General features: G+C 67.6%; 10 protein-coding genes. 4 read left to right on the forward strand and 6 right to left on the reverse strand.

The window, feature by feature from the left end:
- Positions 1-76: 76 nt before the first annotated feature.
- The 6 genes from OJI97_RS05315 to OJI97_RS05340 form a co-directional block, all read right to left on the reverse strand.
- Positions 77-463 (reverse strand): hypothetical protein, encoded by a 387-nt coding sequence (locus OJI97_RS05315; protein ID WP_297661831.1) that lies wholly within the window; start codon positions 461-463, stop codon positions 77-79.
- Positions 460-2,319 (reverse strand): dihydroxy-acid dehydratase, encoded by a 1,860-nt coding sequence (gene ilvD, locus OJI97_RS05320; protein ID WP_297661833.1) that lies wholly within the window; start codon positions 2,317-2,319, stop codon positions 460-462. The genes OJI97_RS05315 and ilvD overlap by 4 nt, the downstream gene beginning before the upstream one ends.
- 363 nt (positions 2,320-2,682) lie before the next feature.
- Positions 2,683-3,429, reverse strand: coding sequence for an N-formylglutamate amidohydrolase (locus OJI97_RS05325; protein ID WP_297661835.1), 747 nt, complete (start codon positions 3,427-3,429; stop codon positions 2,683-2,685).
- The gene (locus OJI97_RS05330) at positions 3,426-4,274 is read right to left on the reverse strand and encodes a 4-(cytidine 5'-diphospho)-2-C-methyl-D-erythritol kinase (RefSeq protein WP_297661837.1); all 849 of its coding nucleotides are present in this window, start codon (positions 4,272-4,274) and stop codon (positions 3,426-3,428) included. The genes OJI97_RS05325 and OJI97_RS05330 overlap by 4 nt, the downstream gene beginning before the upstream one ends.
- The gene (locus tag OJI97_RS05335) at positions 4,274-5,878 is read right to left on the reverse strand and encodes a hypothetical protein (RefSeq protein ID WP_297661839.1); all 1,605 of its coding nucleotides are present in this window, start codon (positions 5,876-5,878) and stop codon (positions 4,274-4,276) included. The genes OJI97_RS05330 and OJI97_RS05335 overlap by 1 nt, the downstream gene beginning before the upstream one ends.
- Before the next feature lie 49 nt (positions 5,879-5,927).
- On the reverse strand, positions 5,928-7,583 hold the full coding sequence (locus tag OJI97_RS05340) for an electron transfer flavoprotein-ubiquinone oxidoreductase (protein ID WP_297661841.1): 1,656 nt from the start codon (positions 7,581-7,583) through the stop codon (positions 5,928-5,930).
- Positions 7,584-7,703: 120 nt separating this feature from the next.
- Between OJI97_RS05340 and OJI97_RS05345 the strand changes: the two genes are divergently transcribed.
- From OJI97_RS05345 to OJI97_RS05360, 4 genes are all read left to right on the forward strand, one after another.
- A complete protein-coding gene (locus OJI97_RS05345) occupies positions 7,704-8,489 on the forward strand; it encodes a uracil-DNA glycosylase family protein (RefSeq protein ID WP_297661843.1) in 786 nt (261 codons plus the stop codon).
- A 14-nt stretch (positions 8,490-8,503) separates the two neighbouring features.
- Entirely contained in the window at positions 8,504-10,255 is a 1,752-nt protein-coding gene (locus tag OJI97_RS05350; RefSeq protein WP_297661844.1) for a lytic transglycosylase domain-containing protein, read from the forward strand.
- On the forward strand, positions 10,245-10,769 hold the full coding sequence (gene moaB, locus OJI97_RS05355; protein ID WP_297661845.1) for a molybdenum cofactor biosynthesis protein B: 525 nt from the start codon (positions 10,245-10,247) through the stop codon (positions 10,767-10,769). Before OJI97_RS05350 ends, moaB begins: the two co-directional genes overlap by 11 nt.
- A 75-nt stretch (positions 10,770-10,844) precedes the next feature.
- On the forward strand, positions 10,845-11,933 hold the full coding sequence (locus tag OJI97_RS05360) for a PA0069 family radical SAM protein (protein ID WP_297661846.1): 1,089 nt from the start codon (positions 10,845-10,847) through the stop codon (positions 11,931-11,933).
- Positions 11,934-12,005 lie beyond the last annotated feature (72 nt).

Genomic DNA, 12,005 nt, shown 5'->3' on the forward strand with positions numbered 1-12,005 from the left:
GCGAGCGAAGCGAAGCAATCCAGAGCGGTTTACGCCTGCTCTGGATTGCTTCGCTTCGCTCGCAATGACGAACTGATTATTTCTCCCCGCCCGTATTCGCGGGCAGGCGGTAGCGGTCAGCCCCCACCGCCACCTCGATCATGCCGTCGCCGACGATCGCCACCTTCGCGGGCTCAGCGCCGTCAGCCGACACCACCCCGCGCCCGTCCGTCGCGATCTGCAGGCGACGATAGCCGACACCCGCCTTGCCGACTACCAGCACGGTACCGTCGGCGCCGCTCATTTCGGTGATCGTGCAGTCGCGCTCGAACGCCTTCGCGCCTTCGAGCGCGCAGTCGATGAGGCCGTCGAGCGCCGCTTCCTTGCTGCCGCGCGCTTCGGCCTCGGCAAGCTTGCCATTGTCGGGGCCGCCGTTGCAGCCCGCGACGAGCAAGACCGCGATCACGCCCCCGAGTGTCTTCATCTTTTGCCCTTCAACTGCGACAGGTCGCGCACCGCGCCGCGCGCGGCGCTGGTCGTCATCGCAGCATAGGCCTGAAGTGCTACCGAAACCTTGCGCGGGCGCGGCCTGGCGGGTTGCCAGGCATCGTCGCCCTTTGCCTCCATCGCCGCGCGCCGTGCCGCAAGCTCGGCGTCGGACAGGACCAGTTTGATGCTGCGCCCCGGAATGTCGATCTCGATCAGGTCGCCATTCTCGACCAGCCCGATCGCGCCGCCCTCGGCCGCTTCGGGCGAAACATGACCGATCGACAGGCCCGAGGTGCCGCCCGAAAAGCGCCCGTCGGTGATCAGCGCGCAGGCGGCGCCGAGCCCCTTCGACTTGAGATAGCTCGTCGGATAGAGCATTTCCTGCATTCCCGGCCCGCCCTTCGGTCCTTCGTAGCGGATGACGACGACGTCCCCCGCCTCCACCTGTCCGGTGAGGATACCCGCGACCGCGGCGTCCTGGCTTTCATAAACTTTGGCCGGCCCCGCGAATGTCAGGATCGATTCGTCGACCCCGGCGGTCTTCACGATGCAGCCGTCGAGCGCGATATTGCCCGACAGCACCGCGAGCCCGCCATCCTGGCTGAACGCATGATCGGCCGAACGGATCACCCCCGCCTCACGATCGAGGTCGAGCGAATCCCAGCGCCGATCCTGGCTGAACGCGGTCTGCGTCGGCACGCCGCCGGGCGCCGCCATGAAGAAGGTCTGCACATCGGGATCGTTGGTGCGCGAAATATCCCATTTGTTGAGCGCATCGCCGAGCGTCGCGCTGTGGACGGTCGGCAGATGCGCGTGGAGCAGCCCCGCGCGCTCGAGCTGACCGAGGATCGCCATGATGCCGCCGGCGCGGTGGACGTCCTCCATATGCACGTCCTGCTTCGCCGGCGCGACCTTCGACAGGCAGGGGACGCGGCGCGACAGCCGGTCGATGTCGGCCATGGTGAAATCGACCCCCGCCTCGTGCGCGGCGGCGAGCAGGTGAAGCACGGTGTTGGTCGAACCGCCCATCGCGATGTCGAGGCTCATCGCATTCTCGAACGCCTCGAAGCTCGCGATCGTGCGCGGCAGCACGCGGTCGTCGCCCTCCTCATAATGGCGGCGGCACATCTCGACGATCATCCGCCCCGCGCGCAGGAACAGCGCCTTGCGGTCGGCGTGGGTCGCGAGCGTCGAGCCGTTGCCCGGCAACGACAGCCCCAGTGCTTCGGTCAGGCAGTTCATCGAATTGGCGGTGAACATGCCCGAACAGCTTCCGCAGGTCGGGCACGCCGCCTGTTCGATCGCGGTGACATCGGCGTCGCTGTATTTTTCATCGGCGGCGGCGACCATCGCATCGACCAGATCGAGCGCGACTTCCTTGCCCTTCAGCACGACCTTGCCCGCCTCCATCGGCCCGCCGGAGACGAACACGACCGGAATGTTGATCCGCAGCGCCGCCATCAGCATCCCCGGCGTGATCTTGTCGCAGTTGGAGATGCACACCATTGCGTCGGCGCAATGCGCGTTGACCATATATTCGACGCTGTCGGCGATCAGGTCGCGGCTCGGCAGCGAATAGAGCATGCCGTCGTGCCCCATCGCGATGCCGTCATCGACCGCGATGGTGTTGAATTCCTTGGCGACGCCCCCGGCAGCCTCGATCTCGCGCGCGACCATCTGACCGAGGTCTTTCAGGTGAACGTGGCCGGGAACGAATTGGGTGAAACTGTTGACCACCGCGATGATCGGCTTGCCGAAATCGCCATCCTTCATCCCCGTCGCGCGCCAGAGCCCGCGCGCGCCCGCCATGTTGCGGCCATGGGTGGTGGTGCGGGAACGATAAGAAGCCATTTGGAGAGTTCCTGATAATATTATTTCACAAATTGACGATTGAAAGCGCCTCTACACGCCTATGCGGGCAGATTCAACGTCACAGATTTCCATTCCGCGTCATGCTGAACTTGTTTCAGCATCCATGGCCTGTGCCTTGCCTGCCAGGACGGCGCCAGTTGAGTTTCGCGCAAAGACACGAAGCCACGAAGAAGATGGCCCGGGCCGGTAGGCCCCATTTTCATCGACGCCGCGGCTGGCGGCAGCGCTGGAATGGAAGGCCGCTTCGCGGCAAGCGCGACCTCTTCGTGCCTTTGTGTCTTTGTGCGAAACAAAAAAGTGCAGCCTTTTCGGAACGGGCAGATCATGGATGCTGAAACAAGTTCAGCATGACGATTGGGAGAGGGAAGCGGATTTCACCATCTTGCCGCACATCCGCGCCAGCCGCTCGGCGAACAGCGCCTGCCCCGCCGCGTCGCCGACCAGATCCTGCCGCATCTCGATCCCGACATAGGGCACTCCGTTCGCCTCGGCATGCCGATTCATCGTCGCGTTGAGCAGCTTGCCCGAATAGGGAAGCTGGTCGCCGACGATCAGCCCTTCGGCTGCCAGCGCGGCAATCGCGGGGGCCGCGAGCCGGTCGTCCGCATTGTAGAGCACCCCGACCTGCCAGGGCCGCGTCTGGTCCGGATCGCTCGCCAGCGATGGGGTGAAGCTGTGCAGCGACAGGATCATCGCCGGGCGATGCGCCGCGATCACCCCGGCGATATGATCGTGATAGGGGCGGAAGAAGCGCGCGAGCCGGGCCTCGCGACCGTCGTGATCGAGCGCATTGCCGGGAATCGCGTGGCCGTCGCTCGCGATCGGGATCGCGCCCGGCGCATCCTCGTCGCGGTTGCAGTCGACGACGAGCCGCGACACCCCGCCGAGGATCGCGGCATCGACCGCGCCCGCCTCGACCAGCAGCGCCGCCACCTCGGCGACGCCGATGTCGATCGCGATATGATTGCCGAGCAGCGCCGGGTCGATGCCGAGGCCGATGTCGTCCGGCACCTGCGCCGAAGCATGGTCGCCGATCAGCAGCACGCCACCCGCGCGCGGCGTTCCCAGTTGCCGCCACGCCTCGCTCATCGGAGCGCTCCGGCAAGCTGCCACCAGTGCGGATGGCTCGCCGCGAGCCGCGCCGCCGCCGCATCGCGCTCGGCGGGCGCGTCGAACAGCGCGAAACAGGTCGCGCCCGATCCCGACATGCGCGCGAGCCAGGGTCTGAACGCGCCAAGCTCGGTCAAAACATCGACAATCGCCGGACATTGCGCAATCGCGGGGCGCTGCAAATCGTTGCGCGACGCGAAAAGCTGTGCGCGGAGATCGGCACCGGTGAACAGGGGGCCGCGATCGACGCCGTCCCACGCCGCGAACACCGGCCCCGTCGCGACCGGCTGGCGCGGATTGACGAGCAGCACCGGCGTCCCGTTCAGCGCAAGCTCGGGCGCCGCGCTCAACTGCTCGCCGACGCCGGTGCCGAGGCAGGTAGCGCTCGCGACGCAGGCGGCGATGTCGGCGCCGAGCGGCGCAACCAGCCGGGCCAGCGGCGCATCGCCGATTTCGGGTAGGAAATGCCGCCGCACCAGCCGCGCCAGCGCGGCGGCATCGGCCGAGCCGCCGCCGATCCCCGCCGCCACGGGCAAGGTCTTGGTCAGCCGGACATCCAACGGCGGCACGCGATCCGCGCCATGACGCGCGCGCATCAACGCCAGCACGCGCAGCACCAGATTGTCGGCGCCATCCGACAGCCCCTCGGCAAATTCGCCGTCGAGGGTCAGCCGGTCGGCGTCGGCCACTTCGGCCGTGATTGCATCGCCGGCATCGACGAATGCGAACAACGTCTCGATCTCGTGATAACCATCGGCGCGCCGCGCGCGGATATGCAGCGCCAGGTTGATCTTTGCCCAGCCGGTTTCGCGCAGGATAGCCATCACGGCGCCGTCGTCGCGGTCGTCAGCCCATCGCGCAGCTTCGCGGCGAGCCGCGCCGCCATGTCGGCCTCGGCGAGCAGCGCCGCCGCGCGCCACGTATAGCGCGCCTGAAACCGGCGCCCCGCCTGCCAATAGGCATCGCCCAGATGCTCGACGATCACCGCATTGCCGGGATCTCCCGCCTGCGCCTTTTCGAGCAGCGGCACCGCATCGGCGGTGCGCCCCGTGAGGAAATAGGCCCAGCCGAGCGAATCGGTGATCGCGGCGTCCTGCGGCTCGGCCCGCCACGCCGCCTCGATCCGCGCGAGCGCCTGCGCGACATCCTTGCGCCGCTCGATCGCCGAATAGCCCGCGAAGTTGAGCACCGCCGGATCATCGGGACGCAACACGACCGCCTGCTCGATCAGCGTCGACGCGCCATCCCAATCATCGGCCTGAAGCCGTAGTTCGGCGCCGGCGATCAGCAGATTTCCGCGCAGCGCGCGATCCTCGGGGCCCTCGCCCAGCGTCGCCTCGATCCCCGCATAAGCACGCGCCGTCGCCTCGCGGTCGTCGGCGCGCCGCGCAATGTCGGCGAAGCGCGCGAACAGGCTGCGCGCGGGCGAGGCCTTGACGGCAGCTTCGGCAAGCGCGGTCGCGCCCGAAAGATCGCCCGCGTCGGCCATCAGTTCGGCGCGGCGCATCTGAAGCACCGGCGGAAGCGCCGCGCGGCCGCCCGACAGCAGCGCCATGGCGTCGCGCTCCCGGTCGGCGCGGCCGAGAGATTCGACCAGCGCCGAACGCACGGCCCAATCACCATCGTCCAGCCAAAAGGCGGCGCGGCCGAACAGCAGCGACAGCTTGGCGCTGCTGTTCGGCATCCGCGCAAAGCCGTCGCCGAGCAACGCGAGCCAATGCGCCATCCCGCCGCGCGGCGTCGATACCGCTTGATCGGGAAGCAGCAGCATCGGGTCCTCGCGTCCGCCCGCCGCCAGCGCGATCCGCCCGCGCAGCGCGTCGGCCGCCTCCCCCTCGCCCGCCGCGGCGAGCGTGGCGGCGAGGCGCAGCGCGACAAGCTGGCTCAGCCGGTCGGTCGGGGTCGTTTCAGCCGCCAGCGTCGCCGCCTCGGCCGGGCGCTTGGCCGCGAGTTGCACGAGCGCCGCTTCCAGTTCCAGCGCCGGTTCGGGGCGCCCCTTCCCCGCTGCGGCGAGCAGATGCCGCTCGGGCGCCTTTTCGCGCGCGCCGACATCGATCCAGCTCTGAAAGGTCGGCACGATGAGCCGGGAGATCGGATCGCCGCCGGCCTTGTCGGACCGGCCGTTCAGATAGTCGCGCGCGCCCTTCCAGTCCGCGCGCCGCATCGCATCGACGACAAGGACGAGCTGCGCGTCGAAACGCCGGTCGCCACCCTGCCACAGCCGAAGCGCGGCGCTGCGCGCGGCGGGCAGGTCGCCCGCCTGGATCGCCTGTTCGAGCATCCGGCCGCGCAGCCCGGGCAGATCGGGCGCCGCGCTCGCGACGCGGGTCAGCGCCGCCAGCGCAGCGGCCGGATCGTTCGCTTCCTCGGCCAGCCGCGCATCCGCCAGCGCCGCCAGCGTGGCGCCATCGTCGACGGCCGCCTGCACGGGGCCGGCGGCGGCGAGCGCGCCGGCAGCGAAAATCAGGCGAACGGACTTACATATTGGGGTAATTGGGGCCTCCGCCGCCTTCGGGAGTGACCCAGTTGATATTCTGGGTCGGGTCCTTGATGTCGCAGGTCTTGCAATGGACGCAATTCTGCGCGTTGATGACGAAGCGGGGATTGCCCTCGTCCTGCCCGACGACCTCGTAAACCCCCGCCGGGCAATAACGCTGCGCGGGCTCGTCATAGAGCGGCAGGTTATATTCGATCGGGATCGACGGGTCCTTGAGTTGCAGATGGACCGGCTGGTCCTCCTCATGGTTGGTGTTCGACAGGAACACCGAGGACAGGCGGTCGAAGGTCAGCACGCCATCGGGTTTCGGATAGTCGGGCTTCTTCATCTGGTCGGCACGATAGAGCGTCGTGTTGTCGGGGTGATGCTTCATCGTGAAGGGCACGCGGATGCCCAGCGTTTCGAGCCACATCGTCATACCCGACAGGATCGTTCCGGCGAGGTCGCCGAACTTCTCGACCAATGGCAGCACGTTGCGGACGACGCCGAGCTCCTTCTTCACCCAGCTTTCGTCATAGGCTTCCTGATAGGCGGTCAGCACATCGCCCTCGCGCCCGGCGGTCACCGCCGCAAACGCCGCTTCCGCCGCCATCATGCCCGACTTCATCGCCGTGTGCGTGCCCTTGATGCGCGGCACGTTGAGGAAACCCGCGGTGTCGCCGATCAGCGCGCCGCCCGGAAAGGCGAGCTTCGGCACCGATTGCCAGCCGCCGTCGCTGATCGCGCGCGCGCCATAGGAGACGCGCTTGCCGCCTTTAAGGATCTTCGCGATCTCGGGATGCGTCTTCCATTTCTGCATCTCCTGAAAGGGGGAGATGTGCGGGTTGCGATAGTTGAGCCAGGTGACGAAACCGAGCGCGACCTGCCCGTTCGCCTGATGATAGAGGAAGCCGCCGCCATTGGCATTCTCGTCGAGCGGCCATCCCTGCGTGTGGATAACGCGGCCCGGCGCATGGTTCTCGGGATCGATGTCCCAGAGTTCCTTGACCCCGATGCCGTAAACCTGCGGCTCGCAATCGGCGTCGAGCGCGAATTGCGGCTTGAGCATCTTGGTCAGATGCCCGCGCACGCCCTCGGCGAAGAAAGTATATTTCGCATGAAGTTCGAGGCCGGGGGCATAGTCGGGCTTGTGGCTGCCGTCGCGCGCGATGCCCATGTCGCCGGTCGCGACGCCCTTCACCGATCCGTCCTCGTTATAGAGGATTTCGGCGGCGGCGAAGCCGGGGAAGATTTCGACACCCAGCCCCTCGGCCTGCTCGGCCAGCCAGCGACAGAGGTTGCCGAGGCTGCCCGTGTAAGTGCCCTTGTTGTGCATGAAGCCGGGCGTGATGAAGTGCGGAACCCCGAGCTTCTTCTTCTTGGTCAGCACCCAATGCTGATTATCGTTCACCGGCACTTCGGCGAGCGGGCAGCCTTGATCGCGCCAGTCGGGTATCAGTTCGTCGAGCGATTTGGGGTCGATCACCGCACCCGACAGGATATGCGCGCCGACTTCGGACCCCTTTTCGAGGATACAGACCGACAATTCGCTGCCCGCCTCGTTCGCCAGCTGCTTCAGCCGGATCGCCGCCGAAAGCCCCGCAGGCCCCGCCCCGACGATCACGACGTCATAGGGCATCGATTCCCGTTCGCTCACCGCAAGTACCTTTCTGCCGTCCCCGCGCGGGATCATTCATCGTGTCCCGCGCTCACTCTGTCACATATTGCGATGCCCGCCAATTGACGGCCCCGTCAACTGCCTGTTTGAAACAAAATCATGGGTGGGCGCAATTCAACCTTGCTGGCCGAAAGCTATCACGACTGGTGGTCGCTGGCCGGCGTGGACTCGCTTGTCGGCGAAACGCCGGCGGGCTGGCTCGACGTGCCCGCCGCCAATGACGTTGCGGCAAGGCCGAAACCGTCGCCGATCGCCGAGCCCGAAGCCCCGCCGCTTCCCGCCGCGCTCCAGCGCCGCGAAGCGCCCGCCGAAGCCGCCCCCAAAGGTCCGGTCGCGCTTCCAGACGGCTGGGATGCCTTCCAGACATGGCTCGCCGAAAGCCCCGACGTGCCGGGCAGCCAGTGGGACGCGCGCCGCGTGCTTCCCGAGGGACAGGCCGAGGCGCCGCTGATGCTGCTCACCGCCTGGCCGGAGATCGACGACCAGCGCGACGCCACCCTCTTTTCCGGCCCCGCCGGCCAGCTTCTGGACGCGATGCTGCGGGCGATCGGAATGGCGCGCACCGACTGCTATCTCGCCAGCCTCGCCGTCACGCGCCCGCCCGGCGGCCGCTGCGACGAGAAGGACAAGGGCGAGCTCGACCGATTGCTCTGGCACCACCTCGGGCTCGCAAAGCCGCAGCGACTGCTGCTGATCGGCAGCGACATCGCGCAGATGGCGGCGGGCCTGTCGCTTCCCGACGCGCGCGGAAGGTTACTCGATCTTAACCAAGATGGCGGCAAGATGGAGGCCGTGGCAGTCGCGCACCCCGCGATGCTGCTTGCCCGGCCCGCGCAAAAGGCGGCCGCCTGGGACAGCCTGAAACTGTTCAACCGGGGACGTTGACAGAGATGAAGATTATGACCGCAAAATTGCTTTCGTCCGCGCTTCTGGCCCTGGCCGCGACGGCATCGCCCGCGCTCGCCGCCGATACCGGCACGCCCGACCTGCTCGCCGCGCCGCAGACGGTGCCCGAGATTCTGTCGTCGGAACAGAAGCAGCTTTATACGCAGGTGCTCGCCGCGATCCGCGGCCAGCGCTGGGCCGAAGCCAAATCCTTGCTCGGCGACGACAATGGGCCGCTCGCCGATTTCCTGCGCGCCGAACTGCTCACCGCCGCGAACAGTCCGCGCGCCGAAGTCGCCGACATCATGCCGATTCTCGCGCGCTCGCCCGAACTGCCGCAGGCCGAACAGCTCGGCCGCCTCGCGACCAAGCGCGGCGCGACCGACATTCCGACGCTTCCTTATCAGAACCGCCTGAGCTGGTCGGGCACCGCGCCGCGCCGCGTCGGCGCCGACAGCGTCAGCGACCCGTTCGCCGCGGGCCTCGCGCGCTCGATCCCCGACCGGATCAAGAATGACGACCCGGCGGGCGCCGAATCGCTCTATATGGCGGTCGCCGACAAGCTGACGCCGGAGGCGCGCGACGAATGGCGGCAAAAGATCGCCTGGTCCTATTATATCGAGAATGACGATCAGAATGCGCTGCGCCTGTCGCAGGCCTGCACCGAAGGCCGCGGCGCCTGGGCGACGCAGGCCGCGTGGGTGCAGGGCCTCGCCGCGTGGCGCCTGCGCGACTATCCGACCGCGCTCGTCTCGTTCGACCGCGTCGCGCGCGAAGCCCCCGACAGCGAGCTGCGCGCCGCCGCTTATTATTGGGCGTCGCGCGCTGCGATCGCCTCGGGCCAGCCGCAGTCGGTGCAGTCGCGGCTGCGCGCCGCCGCCGCGAACGAGGAAACCCTCTACGGCCTGCTCGCCGCCGAAACGCTGGGCATCGAGACCGGCAGCCAGCGCGAGAATGTCCGCCCCGACCGCAGCGCCTGGCGCGCGCTCGAGGATCTGCCCAACGTCCGCGCCGCCATGGCGTTCGCCGAGATCGGCGAGGACGCCTATGCCGGCGAACTGCTGAAGCATCAGGCGCGCATCGGCAATCCGAACCAGCACGCCCAGCTCGCCGGCATGGCGCAGGCGCTCAGCCTTCCCGAAACCCAGCTCTATCTCGCGCACAACACGCCGCAAGGCCGCAAGCTCGCAACGGCGGCCCGCTATCCGCAGCCCAAATGGGAACCCAATGGCGGCTGGCGGGTCGACCCCGCACTCATCTTTGCCCACACGCTCCAGGAATCGCGCTTCCAGCGTGCGGTGGTCAGCCCGGCGGGCGCGATGGGGCTAATGCAGGTGCGTCCGGGCACCGCGTCCGACCTTGCGCGCTGGAACGGCGACGGCCGTGCGCCGGGTGACCTCAAGACGCCCGCGGTCAACATGGATTTCGGCCAGCGCTATCTCGAATATCTCAGCAAGGACGGCTCGACGGGCGGCCTGCTGCCCAAGGTGATCGCTGCCTACAACGCCGGGCCCGCCCCGATCGCGCGCTGGCAGAGCGAGATTCGCGACAATGGCGATCCGCTGCTCTACATCGAATCGATCCCCTATTGGGAAACGCGCGGCTATGTCGGCACCGTCCTGCGCAATTACTGGATGTACGAAGCGCAGCAGGGCAAGCCATCGGTCAGCCGCGCGGCGCTCGCGCAGGGCAAATGGCCGCGCTTCCCCGACAGCAAGGACCGCACCCGGCTGAGCTGGGCCGGCGGCCTCGCCGATGCCAATTGACGAAAGCCTGCCGTTTCGGCCGGTTCGCATCGCCATATTGACGATTTCGGACAGCCGCAGCGCGACCGACGACAAATCGGGCGACAAGCTGGAGGCGTTGCTGACCGATGCGGGTCATATCCTCGCGGCACGCGCAATCATCCGCGACGAAAGCGACCTGATCGTCTCGCGCCTCCACAACTGGATCGACGATCCGGAGGTCGATGTCGTCATCACGACCGGCGGCACCGGCCTCACCGGCCGCGACGTCACGCCCGAGGCGCTGCGCCGCCTCGACGGCAAGGATATTCCCGGCTTCGGCGAATTGTTCCGCTGGCTGAGCTACCAGACGATCGGCACTTCGACGATCCAGTCGCGCGCCTGCGCGGTCGTCGCGCGCGGCACCTATATCTTCGCGCTTCCCGGCTCGACCGGCGCGGTGACCGATGCGTGGGAGGGCATATTGGCGACCCAGCTCGACAGTCGCCACAAGCCCTGCAATTTCGTCGAGCTGATGCCGCGGCTGGCGGAATAGCCCCCTCCCGCAAGCGGGAGGGGAGAAGATGTTTTTGTTCTTTATTTGTTCTCGTCGCAATCCTATCCTCGCCCGATGGAAACGCCGAAACCCCTCCCCCCGATTGCGGGCCGCGGCGCCCCGACGAATCTCCGCCCGACGCGCACCGGCTCGCTGAACCGCGAAGCCGACGGCGACTGGCTCGACGCGGCTGAGGGTATCGACGGCGCCCCGCCGCCGCTGCGCACGACGGTGACCGTCGAACATCCGAAGACGATCATCGCGCGCAACAGCTCGCCCGACATCGGCTTCGACCGCTCGATCAATCCCTATCGCGGCTGCGAGCATGGCTGCATCTATTGCTTCGCGCGGCCGACCCATGCCTTCCACGATCTGTCGCCCGGCCTCGATTTCGAAAGCAGGCTCTTCGCCAAGCCCGATGCCGCGAAGCTGCTGCGGCAGGAACTGGCGAAGCGCAATTACAAGGTCGCGCCGATCGCGATCGGCACCAACACCGACGGCTATCAGCCGATCGAGCGCGAATGGGGCATTACCCGCTCAGTGGTCGAAGTTCTGGCCGAAACGAAGCACCCGCTGCTCATCACCACCAAGTCCGACCGGCTGCTCCGCGACATCGACCTGCTCGCCGCGATGGCGCGCGACGATCTGGTCGGCGTCGCGATTTCGGTGACGACGCTCGACGCGGCGCTCGCGCGCACGCTCGAACCCCGCGCGCCGCACCCGCGCCGCCGCCTCGCGGCGATCCGCAGCCTCATCGACGCCGGCGTGCCGACGCAGGTCAATATCTCGCCGATCATCCCCGCGATCACCGACCACGAGATAGAGGCGATCATGGCCGCCGCCGCCGAAGCCGGGGCGATCCGCGCCTCCTACATATTGATGCGCCTGCCCTATGAGGTCGCCCCACTCTTCCGCGCCTGGCTCGCCGCCCACTATCCCGACCGCGCCGACAAGGTGATGCACATGGTCCAGGACATCCGCGGCGGCCGCGACAATGATCCGGGCTTCTTCACCCGCATGAAAGGCCAAGGCATCTGGCCGCAGCTCATCCGCCAGCGCGTCCGGCGCGCCGCCCGCGCGCGCGGCATGGACCGCCGTTTCCCGCCGCTCCGCTGCGACCTGTTCCGGCCGCCCGAGCGCGATGGACAGATGGAGTTGTTCTGACCGACCGCCCAGCCAAAGCCGTCATTACGAGCGAAGCGAAGCAATCCAGAGCGGTTTACGCCACTCTGGATT

This window comes from Sphingopyxis sp., from assembly GCF_025869345.1.
Taxonomy (GTDB): domain Bacteria; phylum Pseudomonadota; class Alphaproteobacteria; order Sphingomonadales; family Sphingomonadaceae; genus Sphingopyxis.